Here is a 21,985-nt window from a genome sequence, read left to right as displayed (position 1 = left end):
AAAGGGCGAACGCCGGATTTCCGGTCTGGTTATTGTCTGCCGATTAGAGCATGGGGCACGGGAGAAAACAGTGATGAAGGCAAGGCTTCGTGAGGAAGGACGGCCGACCCCGGCGGGATCGGCCAAAAAACTTACGGCAACACCTTGGCCGACAGAATCACCACCGGTTTGGTCGGCACATTCTGGTAAGGGCCGACGTTACCGGTCGGCACCTGAGCGATCTTGTCCACGACGTCCATGCCTTTCACCACTTTGCCGAACACGGCGTAGCCGAAATCGCGCTGGCCGTGATCCAGGAAGGCGTTATCCGCCACGTTCAGGAAGAACTGGCTGGTGGCGCTGTCCTTGTCGGCGGTGCGCGCCATCGAAATGGTGCCGCGCAGGTTGCGCAAGCCGTTGTCGGCTTCGTTCTTGATTGGCGCCTTGGTGGATTTCTGCTGCATGTCAGCGGTGAAACCGCCGCCCTGAACCATAAAGCCCGGGATCACGCGATGGAAAATGGTGTTGTTGTAGTACCCGCTGTTCACGTAATCGACGAAATTCTGGGTGGAAACCGGTGCCTTCTGACTGTCGAGCGCCAACTCGATATTCCCTGCCGAGGTGGTCAGCATGACGTGGGCTTCACCGGCGGCGAGCGCCGCTGGCGCCATCGCTGTCAGGGAACACAGCGCGACGAAGGTCACTAAAGTACGTTTGAACATTAACGGGTCCTTTCTCTGAGAGACAAACAACGGAAAAGCGCTTTGATTCTAAAGAGCTGTATCGGCAAGTACCAGCCATTTACCTATATTTACCCAATTACGGGACATATCCTAGGCGGCCCTGAATTTTGCTGCGGAAAGTATGGGCGCAGAAGGCTTTTTTGCCAACCGCGTCACGCATTTTTTGCCCAGCGCCGCCCCGGGGCGTTTTTTGCGATCTACCTCCCAGTTTGCACACCCGTTGCCGTTACCCTATATAAATGAGAGCGCTCTCATTATAAAAAGAACGGATACTGAGGTATCCCACGGCGGCGTAGCCGCGCAACCCCTGGAGAAATGACGTGAGTGAATTGATGACTGAAGTCAGCCCCGAGTTTGAAAGCACCATCATGGAACTGCTGGTGTTCTCCGGCAGCGCGCGCAGTAATGCGTTGATGGCGTTGCGGCAAGCGCGCGCCGGTGACTTCGCCGCCGCGGCCAAACACATGGTCGAATCCAAAGAGTGGGTGAAGAAGGCGCACCTGATCCAGACCGAGCTGATCGGCCTGGACGAAGGCTGCGGCAAGCTGGCGATCAACCTGATCACCGTGCATGCGCAGGATCATCTGATGAACGCCATGGTCATCCAGGATCTGGCCGACGACATGATCGAGCTCTATCGCCGTCAGTCACAGACGGAGGGCCGCTCATGAACACGCTCAAAATCGCGGTGATTGGCGGTGGCAGCAGCTACACTCCCGAACTGGTCGATGGGCTGATCCAACGCATCGATGAGCTGCCGGTCACCGAACTGGCGCTGGTGGACGTCGAGCCAGGCCGCCAAAAAGTGGAAACCATCGCCGCCCTGACCCGCCGCATGCTGGCGCGCCACGGGCTGGAACAGGTGAAGGTCAGCGTGCACTTCGCGCTGGACGACGCCATTCACGGCGCCGCTTTCGTGCTGACCCAGTTCCGCGTCGGGCAACTGCCGGCGCGCGCCGCCGATGAACGGCTGGGCCTGAAATACCAGCTGCTCGGCCAGGAGACCACCGGCGTCGGCGGCTTCGCCAAGGCGCTGCGCACCATTCCGGTGATGCTGGATATCGCCCGTCGGGTGGAAAAGCTGGCGCCGGACGCCTGGATCATCAACTTCACCAACCCGGCCGGCATCGTCACCGAGGCGGTGTCCCGCTTTACCAAAGCGAAGATCATCGGCCTGTGTAACGTACCGATCAGCATGCATCACATGATCGCCAACATGCTGCAGGCGCCTTACGCCGACGTGCAGCTGCGGTTCGCCGGTTTGAATCACATGGTCTGGGTGCATCAGGTCACGCAGCAGGGGCGCGACGTCACCGGCAACGTGATCGACATGCTGTGCGACGGCGCGGCGCTGACCATGAACAACATCAAGGAAGAGCCCTGGCAGCCGGACTTCCTGCGCGCGCTCGGCGCCATCCCCTGCCCGTACCACCGCTATTTTTACCAGACCCGCGAGATGCTGGCGGAAGAGATGGCTGCCGCCGGCGAGCGCGGCACCCGCGCCGAGCAGGTGATGCAGGTAGAAAAAGAGCTGTTCGAGCTGTATGCCGATCCGCAGTTGAACAGTAAACCGGAGCAACTCAGCTTCCGCGGCGGTTCTTTCTATTCCGAAGTTGCGCTGGAGCTGATCCGTGCTATCCATAATAATCTCGGCACGCAATTAGTGGTCAACACCGCAAACCGCGGCGCAATCCATGGCCTGCCGGACGATGCTGTGATAGAAATCAACTGTATCGTCGATGCCCAGGGCGCGCATCCGCTGACGTTCGGCCCGCTGTCGGAACCGATGCAGGCGCTGACGCAGCAGGTAAAAGCCTACGAGCGCCTGACCATCGAGGCGGCAGTGCACGGCGATCGCCGCAGCGGCTTGCTGGCGCTGATCGCCAACCCGCTGGTGGGCAACGCCAACCTGGCACAGCCGTTGCTGGACGAGGTGTTGACGATAAACGCGCCGTACTTGCCGCAGTTCAGGTAAGCGCCGGCGCGGTATGACAGGGGTTCGGCACGCCGAACCCATTTTTTTAGCCGTAATCAGGAGTTGGACGATGGTGACACTGGAAGATGTCGCGGCGCTGGCGGGCGTATCGCGCGCCACCGTATCGCGGGTAGTGAACGGCGACAGCAACGTCAAGGCGCCGACCCGCGAGAAGGTTGAACGCGCCGTCGCCCAGCTCGGTTATACCCCCAACCCGGCGGCCCGTGCGCTCGCCTCCAGCCACAGCAATACCCTCGGGTTGGTCACGACGTCGTACCGCGGTGGCTTCTTCGGCGCGCTGATGGACTTCGTGCAGACCGAGGCCGAATCCCACGGCAAGCAGCTGCTGGTGACCCAGGGCCGCAACAGTGCCGAAAACGAATGGCAGGCGGTGCAGCGGCTGTTCAGCCTGCGCTGCGACGGCGTGATCCTGCACGTGCGTTTTCTCAGCGACGATCGGCTGCGCCAGCTGGCGGCGGAGCAACGTGATTTCGTGTTGCTCGATCGTCTGGTGCCGGGGCTGGAAGACCGCTGCGTCACCTTCGATCACCCGCTTGCCAGCCGCATGGCGACGCAGCAGTTACTCGACGCCGGGCACCGGCGCATCGCCTGCATCAGCGGCCCGCGCGAGCGCCCGTCGAGCCGCCTGCGGCTGCAAGGATTTGAAGAGGCGATGCAGGCGGCGAATATCGAGCCGGTAGCCTGTCTGGAGGGCGTCTACGATCTGGAAAGCGGTTACCGCTGCGCCGATCATCTGCTGCAGCAAACCGCACGGCCCAGCGCCATCTACTGCTGCAACGAAGAGATGGCGATCGGCGCGCTGCTGGCGATCAACGAGCACCGCCTGCGGGTACCGCAGGATATCTCCTTGATCTGTTACGACAGCGGCGAACGCGCACCTTTCGTGCGCCCGGCGTTGAGCAGCGTACATTTTCCCATCAGCGAAATGGCCCAATACGCGGCGCGCAGGCTGATCGACCCTGCCACCCCGGCGCACCGGTTTGAGCCGACGATCATCAACCGTGATTCCATTGTGACGGTACGCAAATAGATCACAATAATGCGTATCATCCCTTCATGGGTTGCATCAAAAAATCGACAGCCATCACAAAAAATCCCGTTGTCTGTGCTAGGATCCGCCCCCTGGTGGCCTGATCGGGACTTTTTTCTGCGTTTGCCAGGAAAAGCCAGCGGCCTTATGCCAGCTTTAAAACCTCTAACAGACATATTCAGGCCTATACAATGAATGACAGTAACCGCATACGGCTTACCTGGATCAGCTTCTTTTCGTACGCGCTGACCGGTGCTTTAGTGATCGTCACAGGGATGGTGATGGGAAACATTGCAGAGTACTTTAATCTGCCGGTTTCCAGCATGAGTAACACCTTTACTTTCCTCAACGCCGGTATTTTGATTTCGATCTTCCTCAATGCCTGGCTGATGGAAATCATCCCGCTGAAGCGTCAGTTGATCTTCGGCTTTGTCCTGATGGTGCTGGCGGTCGCAGGGCTGATGCTCGGCAAGAGCCTGACCATGTTCTCGCTGTGCATGTTTATCCTCGGCGTGGTGAGCGGCATCACCATGTCGATCGGCACCTTCCTGATCACCCACATGTATGCCGGCCGCCAGCGCGGTTCGCGCCTGTTGTTCACCGATTCCTTCTTCAGCATGGCCGGGATGATCTTCCCGATCGTCGCCGCGATGCTGCTGGCCCGCCATATCGGCTGGTACTGGGTTTATGCCTGCATCGGCCTGCTGTACGTGGGGATCTTCGTGCTGACCCTGTGCTCCGACTTCCCGGTGCTGGGCAAGAAAGGCGCCGATGCCGGTCAACCAGTCGAGAAAGAAAAATGGGGCATCGGCGTGCTGTTCCTGTCGATCGCCGCGCTGTGCTACATCCTCGGCCAGTTGGGCTTCATTCAGTGGGTACCTGAGTACGCCACCAAGTCGTTCAACATGGACATCGGCCAGGCCGGTAAGCTGGTGAGCGACTTCTGGACCTCATACATGGTCGGCATGTGGGTGTTCAGCTTCATCCTGCGCTTCTTCGATCTGCAGCGCATCGTTACCGTGCTGGCCGCGCTGGCCACCGGCGCGATGTACCTGTTCGTCAGCACCGACAATCCGGAGCACCTGGGCTACTACATCATGGCCCTGGGCTTCGTTTCCAGCGCCATCTACACCACGCTGATCACCCTCGGCTCGCTGCAGACCAAGGTCTCCTCGCCGAAGCTGGTCAACTTTATCCTGACCTGCGGTACCATCGGCACCATGCTGACCTTCGTGGTCACCGGCCCGATCGTGGCGAAAGGCGGCGCACATGCGGCGCTGACCACCGCTAACGGCCTGTATCTGGCGGTGTTCGTGATGTGTCTGCTGCTGGGCTTCGTGACCAAGCACCGCAGCCACGGTCACGTGACGCACTGATTTCTTCGCATCAAATACATCAAGGGCGCCCGCAAGGCGCCCTTTTTTTGCGCCTTAGCGCCGAAAATCCACCGTCTCCTCCTGCTGCAAATGCAGCGTGGTTTCCGCCGGCCGCGTTTCGGCGATCACCGCACCCTGGCGAATCGAATAACGCACCGGCGTCTGGCGACGCACCGCGTCGAAGCCGCTTTCCGCCGGCAGGATCACCAGGTTGGCGCTGTTGCCGGCCGCCAGGCCGTAGTCGCTCAGGTTAAGCGTGCGCGCGCTATGGTGGGTGATCAGCTTCAGTCCGTCGTCGATTTGGCCATAGCCCATCAGCTGGCACACGTGCAGCCCCATGTGCAGCACCTGCAGCATGTTGGCGGTGCCGAGCGGGTACCAAGGATCGAACACGTCGTCATGGCCGAAACAGACGTTGATCTCCGCCTCCAGCATCTCCTTCACTCGGGTCACGCCGCGCCGTTTCGGGTAACTGTCGAAACGGCCCTGCAGGTGAATGTTCACCAGCGGATTGGCGACGAAGTTGATGCCGGACATCTTCAACAGACGGAACAGCCGCGAGGCGTAAGCGCCGTTGTAAGAGTGCATCGCCGTGGTGTGGCTGGCGGTGACTTTCGCTCCTATCTCCAGCTTCAGTGCCAGCGCCGCCACGGTCTCGACGAAGCGCGATTGCTCGTCGTCGATTTCATCGCAGTGCACGTCCACCAGCCGATCGTATTTTTGCGCCAGCGCGAACGCCTTATGCAGCGACTCCACGCCGTACTCGCGGGTGAATTCGAAGTGCGGAATGGCGCCCACCACGTCGGCCCCAAGCCGCAACGCTTCTTCAAGCAACGCTTCGCCGTTGGGGTAGGAAAGGATCCCCTCCTGCGGGAAGGCGACAATCTGCAGCGTCACCCAAGGCGCCACTTCCTGCTTCACCTCCAGCATGGCGCGCAGCGCGGTCAGCGTGGGATCGGAAACGTCGACGTGGGTGCGCACATACTGCACGCCGTTGGCGATCTGCCACTTAAGCGTTTGCCAGGCGCGCTGTTTGACGTCTTCATGAGTCAGCAGCGCTTTGCGTTCAGCCCAGCGCTCAATGCCCTCGAACAGCGTGCCGGACTGGTTCCAGGCCGGCTGACCGGCGGTCTGCGTGGTATCCAGGTGGATATGCGGTTCGACGAACGCCGGCAACGCCAACCCGCCCTGCGCATCCAGCACGTCGCTGCGCCACTCCTGTCCTTCCGGCTGTGGCACCAGATGCGCGATGCGCCCCTGCTCGATTGCCAGTTGCCACAATCCTTCATGCCCGCTTAAACGCAGGTTGTCGATAAACTTCAATGGACGTTTCGCCACCCTTCACCTCTGCCGTTGCGCTGGTTTTCTTCATCATACTGGCAGCGGATCGCGCTGACAAAGTCGCCGTGCCATGCCTACCCCTTGCGTTTACTCCCTGCGGGGTAATTTACCTGCAAACTGACTCGCTTCAGCTAAAGATGAATAAAATCCGCAACTTATCAAAAAACGTGAAAAATCATTTATATACCACATTGGAGGTATATGGGAGTGTGATTGATTTGCATCAATAAATTGCTCATCGGGAGGGATAAGGTAACCCTAGGAAACCAGAATTTTGAGGCAATAATGAGCAGAGTCAAACTTGCCGTCGTCGGCAATGGCATGGTCGGCCACCGGTTCATCGAAGATCTGTTGGATAAAGCAGACAAAGACCAGTTCGAAATCACCGTATTTTGCGAAGAGCCGCGTATCGCTTACGATCGCGTGCACCTCTCTTCCTACTTCTCTCACCATACCGCCGAAGAGCTGTCGCTGGTGCGCGAAGGCTTTTACGAAAAACACGGCGTAAAGGTACTGGTCGGCGAACGCGCTATCACCATCAATCGTGACGAGAAGGTGATCCACTCCAACACCGGCCGCACCGTCTATTACGACAAGCTAATCATGGCCACCGGTTCCTATCCGTGGATCCCGCCGATTAAAGGCTCGGATAGCCAGGACTGCTTCGTTTACCGCACCATCGAAGACCTGAATGCCATCGAAGCCTGCGCGCGCCGCAGCAAACGCGGCGCGGTGGTCGGCGGCGGGCTGTTGGGGCTGGAAGCCGCCGGCGCGCTGAAAAGCCTGGGGGTGGAAACGCACGTGATCGAGTTCGCTCCGATGCTGATGGCCGAACAGCTCGACCCGATGGGCGGTGACCAGCTGCGCCGTAAGATCGAGCGCATGGGCGTCAAGGTACACACCGGCAAAAATACCCAGGAGATCGTCAACGGCGGCGGCACGGCGCGCAAAACCATGCATTTCGCCGACGGCAGCCTGCTGGAAGTGGATTTCATCGTGTTCTCCACCGGCATCCGCGCTCAGGACAAGCTGGCGCGCCAGTGCGGGCTGGAGATCGGCCGCCGCGGCGGCATCGCCATCAACGACAGCTGCCAGACGTCGGATCCGGACGTGTACGCCATCGGTGAGTGCGCCGCCTGGCGCGATCGCACCTTCGGTCTGGTGGCCCCGGGGTACAAAATGGCGCAGGTGGCCGTCGATCGCCTGCTGGGCCGCAAAAATGGCTTCCAGGGCGCCGACATGAGCGCCAAGCTGAAGCTGCTGGGCGTGGACGTCGGCGGCATCGGCGATGCACACGGCCGCACCGAAGGCGCCCGCAGCTACGTTTATCTGGATGAAAGCAAAGAAGTCTACAAACGCATCGTGGTCAGCGCCGACAATAAAACCCTGCTCGGCGCAGTGCTGGTGGGCGACACCAGCGACTACGGCAACCTGCTGCAGCTGGCGTTGAACGGCATCGAGCTGCCGGAGAACCCGGACGGCCTGATCCTGCCGGCCCATGCGGGCAGCAAACCAGCCATCGGCGTGGATTCGCTGCCGGAAAGCGCGCAGATCTGCTCCTGCTTCGACGTCAGCAAAGGTGACATCATCCAGGCGGTCAACAAAGGCTGCCACACCGTGGCGGCGCTGAAGGCCGAAACCAAGGCCGGCACCGGCTGCGGCGGCTGCATCCCGCTGCTCACCCAGGTACTGAACGCCGAGCTGAGCAAGCAAGGCATCGAGGTCAACCACCACCTGTGCGAACACTTCGCCTATTCACGCCAGGAGCTGTTCCACCTGATCCGCGTCGAAGGCATCAAGTCGTTCGAGGCATTGCTGGCCAAATACGGCAAAGGCTACGGCTGCGAAGTGTGTAAACCGACCGTCGGCTCGCTGCTGGCCTCATGCTGGAACGAGTACATCCTCAAGCCGCAGCATACGCCGCTGCAGGATACCAACGACAACTTCCTCGGCAATATCCAAAAAGACGGCACCTACTCGGTGATCCCGCGCTCCGCCGGCGGCGAAATCACCCCGGACGGCCTGCTGGCCATCGGCCAGATCGCCAAGGAGTACAACCTCTACACCAAAATGACCGGCTCGCAGCGTATCGGCATGTTCGGGGCGCAGAAAGACGATCTGCCGGCCATCTGGAGCAAGCTGCTCGCCGCCGGCTTTGAAACCGGCCACGCGTACGCCAAGGCGCTACGCATGGCGAAAACCTGCGTCGGCAGCACCTGGTGCCGCTACGGCGTCGGCGACAGCGTCGGCTTCGGCGTCACGCTGGAACATCGCTACAAAGGTATCCGCACCCCGCACAAAATGAAGTTCGGCGTCTCGGGATGTACCCGCGAATGCGCCGAGGCGCAGGGTAAGGACGTCGGCATCATTGCCACCGAGAACGGCTGGAACCTGTACGTCTGCGGCAACGGCGGCATGAAACCGCGCCACGCCGACCTGCTGGCCGCCGATCTCGATCGCGAGACCCTGGTGCGCTACCTCGACCGCTTCATGATGTTCTATATCCGCACCGCCGATAAGCTGCAGCGTACCTCGGTATGGCTGGAGAGCCTGGAAGGTGGCATCGATTACCTGCGCAAGGTGATCGTCGACGATAAGCTCGGCATCAACGAGCAGTTGGAAGCGGAGATCGCCCGCCTGCGCGACGCGGTGGTCTGCGAGTGGAAAGAGACCGTCGAGCATCCGGAAACGCAGCTTCGCTTCGCTCACTTCATCAACAGCCCGCTGCGCGATCCGAATGTGCAGGTAGTGGCCGAACGCGACCAGCACCGCCCGGCGCGCCCTGATGAGCGCATTCCCGTCACCCTGATCGATACCGAGGAGAGCCACGCATGAGCCAGTGGATTACCGTTTGTCCCGTCGCCGACATTCTGCCCGGCACCGGCGTGTGCGCCCTGATCGGCGATCGGCAGGTGGCGGTGTTCCGCCCCTATGCCGACGAACAGGTGTTCGCCATCAGCAATATCGACCCGTTCGCCCAGGCCAGCGTGCTGTCACGCGGGCTGATCGCCGAGCATCAAGGCGAACTGTGGGTCGCCAGCCCGCTGAAGAAACAGCATTTCCGCCTGTACGACGGACACTGTCTGGAAGATGACAGCCGTTCCGTCGCCAGCTTCACCAGCCGGGTGGTCGACGGCATCGTGCAAGTCGCGGCATAACCTTTCGGGAGGCAACATGTTTACCGACACGATCAACAAATGCGCCGCCAACGCGGCGCGCATCGTCCGCCTGGCGAAGGAGAGCCCGCTCGGCTTCTGGATCAGCTCGGCGATGGCGGGCGCCTACGTCGGCCTCGGCATCATCCTGATCTTCACCCTCGGCAACCTGGCCGACCCAAGCGTGCGGCCGCTGGTGATGGGCGCCACCTTCGGCATCGCGCTGACGCTGGTGATCATCGCCGGTTCCGAACTGTTCACCGGCCATACGATGTTCCTGACGCTCGGCGTCAAGGCCGGCACCATCCGCCAAAGCCAGATGTGGGCAGTGCTGCCGCAAACCTGGTTCGGCAACCTGCTCGGCTCGGTGCTGGTGGCGCTGATGTATTACTACGGCGGCGGTAGCCTGCTGCCAGTGGATACCAGTCTGGTGCACAGCGCCGCATTGGCAAAAACCACCGCGCCGGCCGAGGTGCTGTTCTTCAAGGGCGTGCTGTGCAACTGGCTGGTTTGCCTGGCGATCTGGATGGCGATCCGCGTAGAAGGCGCCGCCAAGTTCATCGCCATTTGGTGGTGTCTGCTGGCCTTTATCGCCTCGGGTTACGAACACTCCGTCGCCAACATGACGCTGTTTGCCCTCTCCTGGTTCGGCAACCACAGCGAGGCCTACACCCTCGCCGGCATCGGCCACAACCTGCTGTGGGTGACGCTGGGCAACATCCTGTCCGGCTCGGTGCTAATGGGTCTGGGGTATTGGTACGCCACGCCGCGCGCCGAACGCCCGCAGGCGGCGAAAGCCGCCGTACGTCAGACCGCCTGAGTTTTCGGGGGCGCATTTCGCCCCCACACTGATTACCCCCGAGGAGTGCCGATGGACTACCTGCCGATTTTCTGCCAACTGCAACACAAAGCCTGCCTGCTGGTCGGCGGCGGCGAGATCGCCGAACGCAAGGCGCGCCTGCTGCTGGACGCCGGTGCGGCGCTGACCGTCAACGCCGTAGACTTCACCCCGCAGTTCCGCCAGTGGGCGGCAGAAGGCCGGTTGACGCTGGCCGAAGGCGAATTCAGCCCGGCCCTGCTGGTGGAAAAATGGCTGGTGATCGCCGCTACCGACCGGCTAGAGGTCAACGCACGGGTGTATCAGTGCGCCAACCAGCAGCGGGTGTTCTGCAACGTGGTGGACGATCCGAAACGCGCCAGCTTTATCATGCCGTCGATTATCGACCGTTCGCCGATCATGGTCGCGGTGTCCTCCGGCGGCAAAGCGCCGGTGTTGGCGCGGCTGCTGCGCGAGAAGCTGGAAGCGATGCTGCCACAGCACCTCGGCAAGCTGGCCCAACTGGGCGGCTCGCTGCGGCAGCGGGTAAAACAACGCTTCAGCAGCCTCGGCGCGCGTCGGCGCTTCTGGGAACGGTTGTTCGCTCACGATCGGCTGGCGCAGTCGCTGGCCAACGACGACGCCGCGCTGGCTGAACGCCAGCTCGAGCAGCTGTTCAGCGAACAGCCGGCAGATCGCGGTGAAGTGGTTCTGGTGGGCGCCGGGCCGGGCGATGCCGGCCTGCTTACGCTGAAAGGGCTGCAACAAATCCAGCAGGCCGACGTGGTGGTTTACGACCGGCTGGTCTCCGAAGAGATCATGACGCTGGTGCGCCGCGACGCCGAGCGTATCTTCGTCGGCAAATGCGCCGGCCACCACTGCGTGCCGCAGGAGCAGATCAATCAAATCCTGCTGCAGCAGGCGCAGCAAGGCAAACGCGTGGTGCGCCTGAAAGGGGGCGATCCCTTTATCTTCGGCCGCGGCGGCGAAGAGCTGGAAACGCTGGCGGACGCCAACGTGCCGTTCTCGGTGGTGCCGGGCATTACCGCCGCCTCCGGCTGTTCCGCCTACAGCGGTATCCCGCTTACCCACCGCGACCATGCGCAGAGCGTGCGCCTGGTGACCGGCCACGCCAAGGCCGACGGCGGATTGGACTGGGTGACGCTGGCCGCCGGGCAACAGACGCTGGTGTTCTATATGGGGCTGTCGCAAGCGGCTGAAATCCAGCGCCAGCTGATCGCTAACGGGTTGCCAGCCGCCACGCCGGTGGCACTGGTGGAAAACGGCACCTCTTGCCGCCAACGGGTGATCGAAGGGGAGCTCCGCCAACTGGGCGCCTTGTCCCTTCAGGCCACCAGCCCCAGCCTGATCATCGTCGGCAGCGTGGTCAGTCTGCGCAGCAAGCTCAATTGGTTCGCCAGCGAAGAATCGCCTGCCAGCCTGGCGCAAATGGCGTAAGACCGACGTAAAAAAAGCGGCCTGTGGCCGCTTTTTCTATTTGCGCCGGCGTTATGCCTGCGGCGGTACGAAACCGACAGCCTGATAGACCTTCGCCAGGGTTTCCTGCGCGCGTGCGCGGGCTTTGGCGGCGCCGTCGCGCATCACCTGCTGCAGGTAGGCTTCATCGTTGCGGAAGCGATGGTAGCGCTCCTGCAGCTCACCCAGCATGCCGGAGACGGCTTCCGCCACCGCGCCTTTCAGGTGGCCGTACATCTGGCCTTCGAACTCGGCTTCCAACTGCGCAATGCTCTTGCCGGTCACACCGGCGAGGATATCCAGCAGGTTGGAGACGCCCGCTTTGTTAACCACGTCGTAACGCACGACAGGCGGCTCTTCCGAGTCGGTCATTGCGCGTTTGATCTTCTTGGTCACCGCTTTCGGATCTTCCAGCAGGCCGATCACGTTGTTGCGGTTGTCGTCCGACTTGGACATCTTCTTGGTCGGTTCCTGCAGCGACATCACGCGCGCGCCGGATTTAGGAATAAACGGCTCCGGCACTTTGAACACGTCGCCGTACAGCGCGTTGAAACGCTGGCCCACGTCGCGGCTCAGCTCCAGGTGTTGTTTCTGGTCTTCGCCCACCGGCACCTGGTTGGTTTGATACAGCAGAATATCCGCCGCCATCAGCACCGGATAGCTGAACAACCCAGCGTTGATGTTCTCGGCGTAGCGCGCGGATTTGTCCTTGAACTGCGTCATGCGGCTCAGTTCACCGAAATAGGTGTAGCAGTTCAGCACCCAGCTCAGCTGCGTGTGCTCAGGCACGTGCGACTGCACGAAGATGGTGCTTTTTTCCGGATCGATACCGCAGGCCAGGTACAGCGCCAGCGTATCCAGCGTGGCCTTGCGCAGCTTCTCGGCGTCCTGGCGAACGGTGATGGCATGCAGATCGACGATGCAGTAGATGCAGTCGTAGTCGTCCTGCATCTGCACCCACTGACGCAGCGCACCCATGTAGTTGCCGATGGTCAGTTCGCCGGACGGCTGCGCGCCGCTAAATACGATGGGCTTACTCATGTTTAAATTTCCTGATTCTCTAAAGATGACAGCCCAAGAGCGGGCAACAAATCGGCGAAGCGCTCCAACACCCGATCGGGGTGGCTCAGGGCGATCGATTCACCGTAGTTATAACCGTAGGTAAAGCCGACGCTCGGGCAACCGGCGCCCTGTGCGGCTTGAATATCGTTGCGCGAGTCGCCAACGAACAGCAGTTCATGCGCGCGCAGCCCAAGCTTGCCGAGCACCAGGTACAGCGGTGCCGGGTGCGGTTTCTTTTCCGTCACGTCGTCGCCGCCGATCACCAGCGAGAAATAATCGCCAATGCCCAACGATGCCAGCAGCGGCGCCACGAACGGCGTCGGCTTGTTAGTCACCAGCGCCATCGGGTAACCGTGTGCGGCCAGGCGGACCAGCGTCTCTTGCACCTGCGGGAACAGGCGGCTGCCGCTGTCAACGGTCTGCGCGTAGAAATGGTCGAAACGCTCACGCAGCCGGCTGCACTGCGCCGGCGTGCCTTCCGCTTCCGCCCAGCGCAGCGCGCGTTGCACCAGCACGTCGGCGCCGTTGCCGATCCAGGTGCCGACCCGTTCCTCACCCGCTTGCGGCAGGCCCGTCTCTTCCAGCGCCATATCGATGGCCGCCGCCAGACCCGGCGCGCTGTCGACCAGCGTGCCGTCCAGATCGAAGGCCAATGCGCGGATCGCGCCGAAATCAGCCATGGGTAACCTTCGCCAGCTCGCTGCGCATCTCGTCGATCACCTTGCGGTAGTCCGGCTGGCCAAAGATGGCGGAACCGGCGACGAACATATCGGCGCCCGCGGCGGCGATTTCAGCGATGTTATCCACCTTCACACCGCCGTCGACTTCCAGGCGGATATCGCGACCACTGTCGTCGATCAATTTGCGCACCTGGCGCAGCTTGTCCAGAGTACCGTGGATGAACGATTGGCCGCCGAAGCCCGGGTTGACCGACATCAGCAGGATCACGTCGATTTTATCCATCACGTAATCGAGGTAGCTCAGCGGCGTCGCCGGGTTGAACACCAGGCCGGCTTTACAGCCGTGCTCTTTAATTAGCTGAATGGTGCGATCGACATGCTCGGAAGCTTCAGGGTGGAAAGAGATATAAGACGCGCCTGCCTTGGCGAAATCAGGCACGATGCGGTCCACCGGCTTGACCATCAGGTGCACGTCAATCGGCGCAGTAATGCCGTAGTTGCGCAGCGCTTCGCACACCATCGGACCGATGGTCAGATTGGGCACGTAGTGGTTATCCATCACGTCGAAGTGCACCACGTCGCCGCCTGCAGCCAGCACGTTAGCGGTATCTTCACCTAACCGGGCAAAATCTGCCGACAGAATGGACGGGGCAATCAAAAACTTTTTCATCCGCTTCTCCAAACGTAGGGTCGAGTTGTTATGCGCCGGGGTGCCCCGGCTTAGCGATACAGCGCCAAAAGCTCGTTCACTTTGCTGCGGCCGAGAATGTTGCGGCTGATTGTGCGGCGCGCTTTCACCACATACAGCGCAGCATTCTGGTACCAGTCGCGCGTCAGCTCGGTATCGTGATTGGAGATCAATACCGGTACCTGGCTCTCTACCGAGAGCTGGTGCGCCAGTTGCGCCAGGCTCTGCTGATCGGCGATGCTGAAGCTGTTGGTGTGGTAAGCGGTGAAATTCGCCGTCGCCGACAGCGGCGCATAAGGCGGATCGCAATACACCACGGCACCGGCCACGGCCTTCGCCATGGTATCGCGGTAATGCTCGCAGACAAAAGTGGCATTGCGCGATTTTTCGGCAAACCAGTAGAGCTCTTCTTCCGGGAAGTACGGTTTCTTGTACCGGCCAAACGGCACGTTGAACTCGCCGCGCAGGTTATAGCGACACAGGCCGTTATAGCAGTGACGGTTCAGGTACAGGAACAGCAGCGCCCGGCGGTAAGGCTCGGTGCTAGTATTGAACTCTTCTCGCAGCAGGTAAAACTGATCCGAGTTATTGAATTCATCGGCGAAAAGCGTGCGGGCATCGCGCACGAAGTCATCCGTGCGCAGCTTAACGATGTTATACAGGTTGATAAGATCGCTATTGATGTCGGCGAGAATGTAGGCGTCGTAATCCGTATTCAGAAAGACGGATCCCGCACCCACGAAGGGCTCGATTAAGCAGTCTCCCGCCGGCAGATGGCGACGAATCTCATCTACCAGCGGGTATTTTCCACCAGCCCATTTTAAAAAAGCGCGGTTTTTCTTCATGCCGTCAATTAGCTACTTATACAATTCAGAGCGGCGGATTGTACTCTGTTTCAGACAGCACATCAGCGCACAAATTTAAATGATTTATTTTTTAAGATCTTGCTGCACTTGGTGTACAGGTCGGACCCACGGTTTTTTCGCCTGCACATCCGCCGGCAACGAAGCAATGGCGCGCTTCGCTTCCGCAGAAGACGCATAGTTGCCGCTCACCAGCACGTACCACGGTTTGCCGTCACGCTTGGTGGCGTACACCAGGTAGTTCTGCAGCTTCTGCTGTTTGGCGTAGGCGTTCAGCGTGTCGGAACGCGAAGCGCTGCTCAGCTGCAAGGTATAGTTGCTGCCCGGCGCAGACTGCAGTGAACTGCCGCTGCTGGCGACCGCTCCCGCTTTCGCGGTGGAAGACGGCTTGGCCGGCGGCGTATACACCGTGGTCGGTGATTTATGCTGCGTCGCGGTCGGTTTGGTGGCGGCGGTTTTCGCCGGCGTTTTATGCTGTTGCGGTGCGGTGCCCTGCACAGGACGCGTCGCTTCGCGCGCCGCGGCGCCGCTCATCACCGTCGCCGGTGCGGTCGGCAGCGTCGACGCTGCGCCGGTCATGCCTTGAGTCGCGGCATCCACCTGCCCCTGCTGCTGCGACAGCGCATCCGCCATGTTGCCCGGCAAATCGACGCGCTGCTGCGCGCCGCCCTGCTGAGGCTGCGTTTGCGCTTCGGTCGGTGTGCCGGAGATCGGCGGAACGCTGACGTTCTGCGGTTGCTGCGGCTGAGTCGCGCTCACGCCGTTGTTATCGTGGGTATCCGTCGTGCCGCCCGGCACGCCGTTATTGGCGGTGGTCAGCGACGAAGAACCGGACAGGTTGATATCGCGGGCCGCGCCGTTTTGCGCGCCGCTCTCCTGAGCCGCTTCATGTTTGGTTGGCGCCTTCAGGGCGGAACCGATGCCGATAATCAGCAGCAACAGCACCAAAATGCCGATGCCAATCATCAAATGCTGGCGCGAAACGGCGAAGCGCGGCGCGGCGGCCGGCTTGCGCGAACGCGTAGGACGACGATCGCTGCTATCAGGTCTGAGATCGTCTTCCGGTTTAAACTCGTCCATCTGAAACCCTCCAACTAGAGGCAAAAGCCCACCACCGTAGACCTACCGTGGCACGGGCAGATTAACCCGATGATGGCAAAGCGACACCCGTCGTGCTCTGCTCACTGTATTAATATAGATGCAAATGGCGGCTAAGCCACTGTTACTTAGTCCGATTTAATTACGCTGCTGCTCAGGCAAGCAGGCGGCGATCGACGCCAGCACCAGCTCATGCCCTACGCCGCCGCGCACTTCCGCCGCACCGATCATGGTCGGCAGCACCAGACGCAGTTCACCCGCCAGCACTTTCTTGTCACGCAACATGTGCGGCAGATAGGATTCCGGCGTCATTTCCTGCGGCCCGCAGACCGGCAAGCCGGCGCGCAGCAGCAGCGCTTTGATACGTTCGATGTCTTCAACAGAGAACTGGCCGAGACGGTGCGCGGTTTCCGCCGCCATCACCATGCCTGCAGCCACCGCTTCACCGTGCAGCCACACGCCGTAGCCCATCTCGGCTTCGATAGCATGACCGTAAGTATGGCCCAGATTCAGCAGGGCGCGCAGACCGCTTTCGCGTTCGTCGGCGGCCACCACCTCGGCCTTCAGTTCGCAGCAGCGGCGGATACAGTAGGCCAACGCCTGCATATCCAACGCCATCAGCGCATCGATGTTATTTTCCAACCAGACGAAGAACTCGCGATCGAGGATGATCCCGTACTTGATGACTTCGGCCAGGCCGGAAGAGAGTTCGCGCGTCGGCAACGTTTTCAGGCAATCCAGATCAACCACCACCGAAGCGGGTTGATAGAAAGCGCCGATCATGTTTTTGCCGAGCGGGTGGTTGACGGCGGTCTTGCCGCCTACGGAGGAGTCCACCTGCGACAACAGCGTGGTGGGAACCTGAATGAAGCGCACGCCGCGTTGGTAACACGCGGCGGCAAAACCGGTCAGATCGCCGACAACGCCGCCACCGAGGGCGATCAGCGTGGTATCGCGACCGTGCGGTTTTTCGAGCAGCGCCGAAAACACCTGCTCCAACACCGCCAGAGATTTGTACTGCTCACCATCGGGAAGAATCACCTGATCCACCACGACGCCGCTCTGCTCCAGCACCTGCCGGACACGCTCGAGATAGAGCGGCGCCAGGGTCTGGTTGGTGACCAACATCGCTTGCTCACCCGCCTTTAACGGCATAAAAGAAGCCGGATCGTTAAACAATCCGGCGGCAATGGTAATCGGGTAGCTACGCTCCCCAAGCGTTACAGTAATTCTCTCCATGTCGCGCTCAGTTCTCTGTATGGTGCGGCGGTGGTTGATCCCCGCAACAGCGGGGAACACAAATCAGTTTTTCGCATTGGCCGACGGCGAACGCGAAAATTGGCAATCAGTTGCTTTCCAGCATGTTGATGATCTGGTTAGCAACCACTTTAGCGCTCTGATCGTCGGTGCGGATGGTGACATCGGCAATCTCTTCATACAACGGATTACGTTCTTTCGCCAAGGCTTCCAGCACTTCACGCGGCGGAGAATCAACCTGCAGCAGCGGGCGTTTTTTATCACGCTGAGTGCGAGCCAGCTGCTTCTCGATCGTGGTTTCCAGATAGACCACCACGCCGCGCGCGGACAGACGGTTGCGCGTTTCGCGCGACTTCACCGAACCGCCGCCGGTCGCCAACACAATCCCTTGTTTTTCCGTCAGTTCATTAATGACTTTTTCTTCACGATCGCGGAAACCTTCTTCCCCTTCCACGTCGAATACCCAGCCCACGTCAGCTCCGGTACGTCGCTCAATTTCTTGATCGGAGTCGAAGAACTCCATATTGAGTTGCTGAGCTAACTGACGGCCAATAGTGCTTTTGCCGGCACCCATAGGCCCAACCAGAAAGATATTGCGTTTCTCTGCCATGTTTTTCGGTATTACTAAGACAATTCGTTAATGTTAACCCGCCCCGCCAATCAAATCAGCGGCGGGACCTAAACTGAAACCTCATGAGCGATAGTGCGAGATCAGACGAAAAATTATCTCAACACTCTTGGTAGTTTGGCAACCGAATAAATCGCAATCCACGCCGCGGGAGGGAAACCATATGTTTTTAACGGCGTCTTGACGCTAACAAAAAACCTCGGTGCTCAATTCGGTAACCCTTGTAAGCTAAATCGGCCGCAGCGTCAAACGCAGATCCCCCCAAGGGGATAAAAAAGTGTATCTGCTCATCAACTTTAGGAGATTTGCCGCCCAGCCGACAGGCAGCCGCTTATCCCTTAATCAAGGTCGGCGTAATGAAGATCACCAGCTCGCGTTTTTTCTGTTGTAGGCCACTTTGCCGGAACAAGCCCCCCAGCAGTGGCGCATCTCCCAATCCCGGCACCTTGTCCGCCGTCTTGCCGCTATGCCGTTGAAAAATACCGCCGAGCACCAGGGTTTCACCGCTTTTCACCGTGATCTGCGTCTTAATCTCCTGTTTATCGATGGTCAATGCCTCCCCCGCCCCGCGGCTGATGGCACGCCCCGGCATATTTTGGCTGATGTGCAACGTCAGCGTGATGCGCCCGTCCGGCAACACTTTCGGCGTCACCTCCATGCCCAGCACCGCCTCTTTGAACTCAATCGCGGTCGCACCGCTGGCGCCGCTCGACACTTCATAAGGGATCTCCGTCCCCTGTTTGATGCTGGCGGTTTGCAGGTGCGCCGTCAGCAAACGCGGGCTGGCGATGATCTCCACCTGATTCTCCTGCTCCAGCGCCGTCAGCTCGAGGCTCAACAAACGCCCGCTGATGCGCGCCAAATGGAAACCGGCGCTCACCGCGCTGCGCTCCAACGGCAGATTAACGCCGAGATTGCCCGGCCGCAGCGGCCGCGTCGGTTTTTCGTCGGCCGCCAATCCCCAACGCACGCCAAGTTCACGCAGGCTTTCGCTGTTGATGGTCACGATATGCGCCGCCAGCTGCACCTGTGCCAGCGGCGCGTCCATTTCCGTCACCCTTTTTTTCAACTGCGCCAGGATTGGCGCCGTGTCGCGCAGTAACAGCGTATTGGTGCGCTTATCCGCCAGCACGCTGCCACGCTCGCTGAGCAAGGCGCCGCGTTGAGCATTGAGGCTTTCGGCAATCTCCGCCGCATCGCCGTTTTGTAACGTCAGGGTCAGGCTGTGCAAAGGCTGCCGCTGCGCCAGCGCTTCTCGCTGCTGTTTTTTTTCCTGCGCGTCCGGCTCCGGGGCGACCAGCATCACGCTCCCCTCCCGCGTCATCGTCAGCTTGCCCATACGCAGGGTCAGCGCCAGCGCCTGAGGCCAGGGCACATTCTCCAGCCGCAGCGTCAGATTGCCGCTTACGCCGGGCGCGACGATCAGGTTCATCTGCCGATAATCCGCCAGCGCCTGCAGGATGACCGTCACTGGCGCATCCTGGAACTCCAGGGAAACCTGCTGTTTATCCTGCGCCTGGACGATGCCGAGCGACAGACACCACAACGCCACGCCCAATCCAGCGAGTCCTTTCATGGTTTGCCATCCTTGTTGTTGTCCATCATGAGCGAGATGTCGCCCTGGCTCGCCGGACAATCCGGTTCGGCCGCCAGCGCCGTTAACGTCAGGCTGCGCGCCCGCACCTGCGCCACCTGCCAACGCTCGTCCAGCACCCACTGCTGCGGCCGCAGGCGCAACCACTGCCCTGCCGGCGTCACCACCCAGCCATAGCGCAGCGGCGGTTGCCCGATGACGCCTTTCAGTCGCCAACCCGCCGGCGATGCCTCCTGATGGGCACAAACAGGCAGCGGAGGCGGCGCAAACGGATCGCGCGGTTCTGCACACAAGGCCCACGGCCATAGCAGCCACCACCAACGGCCCGGTCTTTTACTCATCGGCCTGCTCCTCGGCGGCATCCTGCAACACCAACCGCGCCGTCATGCCCTGCGGCGCCGTTTCCACGCTCAATTGTTCGAGACGCAAATCGGCGGGCAGCGCCTCCAACAGCGCCAACAAACCGGCATAATCAATGCGCAAACTCAGCGTTTGCCGCAGCGGTTTTTCCTGCCGCTGCCAGCGCAACAAGGCGCCCCCCGCTTGTTGCAGCACGTTCGCCAGATCGCCGGCGGTGGTCGGACCGATCGGCGTTGGCGGCATAGGGGCTTCCGGCGCCTCGTCCAGTTGGTGCTGTACCATGGAAATCTGTTGCAACAGGCGCTGTTGCCGCTCCGCCGCGTTTTCCCGCTGACGCCATTCGTCTTGCAGCAGCCAACCGCCGCCCAACAGCGCCAGCGTGCCGATGCCCAGCCCTTGCGCCACCAGCAATAGCCAGCCCGGCAAGTTCAGCCAAAAGCGCAGCCCGGATGACAAACGGCTATCCATCACGCCCCCACTGCGCCGCCAGATGAAAGGAATACAGACCGTCGTCCCGTTGCGTTACCTCAGCCAAACGCAGCCGTGGCAACGCAGGCATCCCCGCCAGCCGCCGTTCGAACTGCGTGATGGCCGCAGGAGAGCGGCTCAATCCACGCAGCCGCAGACCGTTCGTCGCATCGCTGTCCAGCGCCGTGAGCCACAGCAGTGGAGGAATGCTGAAGGACAATTGCTGAAGCAACTGCAAATAACGCCGGTTATGTTGGCCGTTGCGCGCCTGCCGTTCGGCGCGGGCGCTGTGCAGCGCTCGCTGCGCCCGCTCTTGCTGCTGCTGATGGGCGAGCAACGTCAAGGCCGCCAGCTCTTCACCCAGCATCGTTAGCCGCGCCTGCCGCTGCGCCTGTTGGTGACGCAGTTGGCCGGCAACCAGAAACAGCGCCAGCAGCAGTAGCGTTACCTGCAACAGCAGCGCACCCAGCCAGAAACAGCCGCGCCGCCGATCGCGGCGCTGTCGCCAGGGCAGAAAGTTGACCTGATACATCAGCGATCCTCCTCGCGCAGCGCCAGACCACCGGCCAATGCGAACGCCGCAGGATGCGCAGGCAACGGTGGGCGCAACTGCGTGAAGGCGCTGAGCGGCGACCAGGCAAGGCAACCGGTGGGCAAGGCACCTGCCAGCACGCTGCCGGCATAGACCGGCCGATCGTCGCCCGCCGGCATCTGGGCTTGCAGCGCCCGCAGCGCCTGCGCGTCATCGTCGCCCGGCGCCAGACCAAAGGCGAACGCGCCGTCAGCCGGCGCCACCCACAGCCATTCTCGTTCGAGACGGTGCATCAGCCCCGCAGCGGGCGGTACGCCTGCCGCCGTCGCCATCATCCGCAGCGCACAAGGGGTGATATCGACCGCTTGCGGATGCAGGCCAGCCTGACGCAAACAATGCAGCCACTGCTGCAGCTCCTGCCGCCGCGCGGCGGTCAGCAACAGCGCCGCCTCATCCGCCGGCGCGGTGCGATAGTCGAGCGCCAGCGTCTGGCCATCGAGCGGAAACTGCTTCAAACCGTGGCCACCGATATAGTCGCTGCGTTCCGGCTCGCGCAGCCGCGCGTCCGGCTGCGCCATGCGCTGCTGCAACACGCGCTGCGCCGGCAGAGCAATGCGTAAGGAAATATGTCGCGGCAGTTGAACGCGCCATTGCCGCAGCGCCCGGATCAGGAATTCGGAAGGTTCCAGGCAGCCATCGCGTAAAACCGCCTGCGGCAGCGCCTGCTGCCACCAGTGGCGCAACTGCCAGCCATTGCGGCGGCGTTGGGCCGCCACCGCGCGCACGCAGTCGATTTGTATATCCAGCCCCACCTGCCATGCTTGAGGGAACATGTTTCGCAA

General features: G+C 61.1%; 22 protein-coding genes. 8 read left to right on the top strand and 14 right to left on the bottom strand.

The annotated features are described in order from the left end of the window. Window positions 1-131: 131 nt before the first annotated feature. Entirely contained in the window at window positions 132-701 is a 570-nt protein-coding gene (gene ppiA / locus ACJ8HA_RS21680; protein WP_049294941.1) for a peptidylprolyl isomerase A, read from the bottom strand. A 353-nt stretch (window positions 702-1,054) separates the two neighbouring features. Here ppiA and ACJ8HA_RS21675 point away from each other — a divergent pair, with 353 nt between their 5' ends. The 4 genes from ACJ8HA_RS21675 to tsgA all read left to right on the top strand — a co-directional run bounded on the left by ACJ8HA_RS21675 (window position 1,055) and on the right by tsgA (window position 5,124). After that, on the top strand, window positions 1,055-1,393 hold the full coding sequence (locus ACJ8HA_RS21675) for a PTS lactose/cellobiose transporter subunit IIA (protein WP_025304525.1): 339 nt from the start codon (window positions 1,055-1,057) through the stop codon (window positions 1,391-1,393). Next, window positions 1,390-2,697, top strand: coding sequence for a 6-phospho-beta-glucosidase (locus ACJ8HA_RS21670; protein ID WP_025304526.1), 1,308 nt, complete (start codon window positions 1,390-1,392; stop codon window positions 2,695-2,697). Before ACJ8HA_RS21675 ends, ACJ8HA_RS21670 begins: the two co-directional genes overlap by 4 nt. A 70-nt stretch (window positions 2,698-2,767) precedes the next feature. Continuing rightward, window positions 2,768-3,748 (top strand): LacI family DNA-binding transcriptional regulator, encoded by a 981-nt coding sequence (locus ACJ8HA_RS21665; protein WP_049294942.1) that lies wholly within the window; start codon window positions 2,768-2,770, stop codon window positions 3,746-3,748. Window positions 3,749-3,939: 191 nt separating this feature from the next. Then, window positions 3,940-5,124: an MFS transporter TsgA gene (tsgA, locus tag ACJ8HA_RS21660; RefSeq protein WP_025304528.1), complete on the top strand. Its 1,185-nt coding sequence runs from the start codon at window positions 3,940-3,942 to the stop codon at window positions 5,122-5,124. Window positions 5,125-5,178: 54 nt separating this feature from the next. Here the strand turns inward: tsgA and ACJ8HA_RS21655 are convergent, their stop codons facing one another. Continuing rightward, on the bottom strand, window positions 5,179-6,447 hold the full coding sequence (locus ACJ8HA_RS21655; RefSeq protein WP_275585106.1) for a cytosine deaminase: 1,269 nt from the start codon (window positions 6,445-6,447) through the stop codon (window positions 5,179-5,181). A gap of 303 nt (window positions 6,448-6,750) precedes the next feature. On the opposite strand from ACJ8HA_RS21655, the gene nirB reads away from it, so the two are divergent. Genes nirB through cysG form a run of 4 tightly spaced genes read left to right on the top strand, consistent with a single transcriptional unit; the run spans window position 6,751 to window position 11,895 of the window. Next, window positions 6,751-9,300 carry a nitrite reductase large subunit NirB gene (nirB, locus tag ACJ8HA_RS21650; RefSeq protein ID WP_164100019.1) on the top strand — a complete coding sequence of 850 codons (2,550 nt, stop codon included), beginning with the start codon at window positions 6,751-6,753 and terminating at the stop codon, window positions 9,298-9,300. Beyond that, window positions 9,297-9,623, top strand: a complete 327-nt coding sequence (gene nirD / locus ACJ8HA_RS21645) for a nitrite reductase small subunit NirD (RefSeq protein WP_038878129.1) — start codon at window positions 9,297-9,299, stop codon at window positions 9,621-9,623. Before nirB ends, nirD begins: the two co-directional genes overlap by 4 nt. A 16-nt stretch (window positions 9,624-9,639) precedes the next feature. Beyond that, on the top strand, window positions 9,640-10,440 hold the full coding sequence (gene nirC, locus ACJ8HA_RS21640) for a nitrite transporter NirC (RefSeq protein WP_043138885.1): 801 nt from the start codon (window positions 9,640-9,642) through the stop codon (window positions 10,438-10,440). A 51-nt stretch (window positions 10,441-10,491) separates the two neighbouring features. Next, window positions 10,492-11,895, top strand: a complete 1,404-nt coding sequence (cysG, locus tag ACJ8HA_RS21635; protein WP_197813158.1) for a siroheme synthase CysG — start codon at window positions 10,492-10,494, stop codon at window positions 11,893-11,895. A gap of 51 nt (window positions 11,896-11,946) precedes the next feature. On the opposite strand, the gene trpS is transcribed toward cysG, so the two are convergent. The 12 genes from trpS to pilM all read right to left on the bottom strand — a co-directional run bounded on the left by trpS (window position 11,947) and on the right by pilM (window position 21,976). Then, entirely contained in the window at window positions 11,947-12,954 is a 1,008-nt protein-coding gene (gene trpS, locus ACJ8HA_RS21630; protein ID WP_025304534.1) for a tryptophan--tRNA ligase, read from the bottom strand. 2 nt (window positions 12,955-12,956) lie between these two features. After that, a complete protein-coding gene (locus ACJ8HA_RS21625) occupies window positions 12,957-13,655 on the bottom strand; it encodes a phosphoglycolate phosphatase (protein ID WP_043138894.1) in 699 nt (232 codons plus the stop codon). Beyond that, window positions 13,648-14,325, bottom strand: a complete 678-nt coding sequence (gene rpe / locus ACJ8HA_RS21620) for a ribulose-phosphate 3-epimerase (RefSeq protein ID WP_004930320.1) — start codon at window positions 14,323-14,325, stop codon at window positions 13,648-13,650. Before rpe ends, ACJ8HA_RS21625 begins: the two co-directional genes overlap by 8 nt. Before the next feature lie 50 nt (window positions 14,326-14,375). Then, complete coding sequence (gene dam / locus ACJ8HA_RS21615; RefSeq protein ID WP_025304536.1) at window positions 14,376-15,188, bottom strand: adenine-specific DNA-methyltransferase; 813 nt, start codon at window positions 15,186-15,188, stop codon at window positions 14,376-14,378. Between the two features lie 84 nt (window positions 15,189-15,272). Then, entirely contained in the window at window positions 15,273-16,286 is a 1,014-nt protein-coding gene (locus ACJ8HA_RS21610) for an SPOR domain-containing protein (RefSeq protein WP_025304537.1), read from the bottom strand. 156 nt (window positions 16,287-16,442) lie between these two features. Further along, entirely contained in the window at window positions 16,443-17,543 is a 1,101-nt protein-coding gene (aroB, locus tag ACJ8HA_RS21605) for a 3-dehydroquinate synthase (protein WP_025304538.1), read from the bottom strand. Window positions 17,544-17,649: 106 nt separating this feature from the next. Then, window positions 17,650-18,171, bottom strand: a complete 522-nt coding sequence (gene aroK / locus ACJ8HA_RS21600) for a shikimate kinase AroK (protein WP_004391482.1) — start codon at window positions 18,169-18,171, stop codon at window positions 17,650-17,652. 349 nt (window positions 18,172-18,520) lie between these two features. After that, window positions 18,521-19,765: a DNA uptake porin HofQ gene (gene hofQ / locus ACJ8HA_RS21595; protein WP_049206047.1), complete on the bottom strand. Its 1,245-nt coding sequence runs from the start codon at window positions 19,763-19,765 to the stop codon at window positions 18,521-18,523. Next, the gene (locus ACJ8HA_RS21590) at window positions 19,762-20,124 is read right to left on the bottom strand and encodes a HofP DNA utilization family protein (protein ID WP_025304540.1); all 363 of its coding nucleotides are present in this window, start codon (window positions 20,122-20,124) and stop codon (window positions 19,762-19,764) included. The genes hofQ and ACJ8HA_RS21590 overlap by 4 nt, the downstream gene beginning before the upstream one ends. After that, window positions 20,117-20,611, bottom strand: coding sequence for a hypothetical protein (locus tag ACJ8HA_RS21585; protein ID WP_025304541.1), 495 nt, complete (start codon window positions 20,609-20,611; stop codon window positions 20,117-20,119). Before ACJ8HA_RS21585 ends, ACJ8HA_RS21590 begins: the two co-directional genes overlap by 8 nt. Further along, complete coding sequence (locus ACJ8HA_RS21580; RefSeq protein ID WP_197813154.1) at window positions 20,604-21,143, bottom strand: PilN domain-containing protein; 540 nt, start codon at window positions 21,141-21,143, stop codon at window positions 20,604-20,606. The genes ACJ8HA_RS21585 and ACJ8HA_RS21580 overlap by 8 nt, the downstream gene beginning before the upstream one ends. Then, entirely contained in the window at window positions 21,143-21,976 is an 834-nt protein-coding gene (gene pilM, locus ACJ8HA_RS21575; protein ID WP_049206041.1) for a type IV pilus biogenesis protein PilM, read from the bottom strand. The genes ACJ8HA_RS21580 and pilM overlap by 1 nt, the downstream gene beginning before the upstream one ends. Window positions 21,977-21,985: the final 9 nt, after the last annotated feature.

The sequence above is a fragment of the Serratia sp. CY33802 genome (genome assembly GCF_052169095.1).
In the GTDB taxonomy this organism is placed as follows: Bacteria; Pseudomonadota; Gammaproteobacteria; order Enterobacterales; family Enterobacteriaceae; genus Serratia; species Serratia bockelmannii.
The sequence above is the reverse complement of the archived record's forward strand: the minus strand, read 5'-3'. Positions and strand labels throughout refer to the sequence as shown.

Coding starts and splice junctions, on each gene's coding strand:
- aroB (WP_025304538.1), bottom strand. CDS start 17,543: ATGGAGAGAATTACTGTAACGCTTGGGGAGCGTAGCTACCCGATTACC.
- ACJ8HA_RS21590 (WP_025304540.1), bottom strand. CDS start 20,124: ATGAGTAAAAGACCGGGCCGTTGGTGGTGGCTGCTATGGCCGTGGGCC.
- pilM (WP_049206041.1), bottom strand. CDS start 21,976: ATGTTCCCTCAAGCATGGCAGGTGGGGCTGGATATACAAATCGACTGC.
- ACJ8HA_RS21665 (WP_049294942.1), top strand. CDS start 2,768: ATGGTGACACTGGAAGATGTCGCGGCGCTGGCGGGCGTATCGCGCGCC.
- nirB (WP_164100019.1), top strand. CDS start 6,751: ATGAGCAGAGTCAAACTTGCCGTCGTCGGCAATGGCATGGTCGGCCAC.
- nirC (WP_043138885.1), top strand. CDS start 9,640: ATGTTTACCGACACGATCAACAAATGCGCCGCCAACGCGGCGCGCATC.
- hofQ (WP_049206047.1), bottom strand. CDS start 19,765: ATGAAAGGACTCGCTGGATTGGGCGTGGCGTTGTGGTGTCTGTCGCTC.
- ACJ8HA_RS21670 (WP_025304526.1), top strand. CDS start 1,390: ATGAACACGCTCAAAATCGCGGTGATTGGCGGTGGCAGCAGCTACACT.
- ACJ8HA_RS21580 (WP_197813154.1), bottom strand. CDS start 21,143: ATGTATCAGGTCAACTTTCTGCCCTGGCGACAGCGCCGCGATCGGCGG.
- cysG (WP_197813158.1), top strand. CDS start 10,492: ATGGACTACCTGCCGATTTTCTGCCAACTGCAACACAAAGCCTGCCTG.
- trpS (WP_025304534.1), bottom strand. CDS start 12,954: ATGAGTAAGCCCATCGTATTTAGCGGCGCGCAGCCGTCCGGCGAACTG.
- nirD (WP_038878129.1), top strand. CDS start 9,297: ATGAGCCAGTGGATTACCGTTTGTCCCGTCGCCGACATTCTGCCCGGC.
- ppiA (WP_049294941.1), bottom strand. CDS start 701: ATGTTCAAACGTACTTTAGTGACCTTCGTCGCGCTGTGTTCCCTGACA.
- dam (WP_025304536.1), bottom strand. CDS start 15,188: ATGAAGAAAAACCGCGCTTTTTTAAAATGGGCTGGTGGAAAATACCCG.
- tsgA (WP_025304528.1), top strand. CDS start 3,940: ATGAATGACAGTAACCGCATACGGCTTACCTGGATCAGCTTCTTTTCG.
- ACJ8HA_RS21585 (WP_025304541.1), bottom strand. CDS start 20,611: ATGGATAGCCGTTTGTCATCCGGGCTGCGCTTTTGGCTGAACTTGCCG.
- ACJ8HA_RS21675 (WP_025304525.1), top strand. CDS start 1,055: ATGACTGAAGTCAGCCCCGAGTTTGAAAGCACCATCATGGAACTGCTG.
- ACJ8HA_RS21625 (WP_043138894.1), bottom strand. CDS start 13,655: ATGGCTGATTTCGGCGCGATCCGCGCATTGGCCTTCGATCTGGACGGC.
- aroK (WP_004391482.1), bottom strand. CDS start 18,171: ATGGCAGAGAAACGCAATATCTTTCTGGTTGGGCCTATGGGTGCCGGC.
- ACJ8HA_RS21610 (WP_025304537.1), bottom strand. CDS start 16,286: ATGGACGAGTTTAAACCGGAAGACGATCTCAGACCTGATAGCAGCGAT.
- rpe (WP_004930320.1), bottom strand. CDS start 14,325: ATGAAAAAGTTTTTGATTGCCCCGTCCATTCTGTCGGCAGATTTTGCC.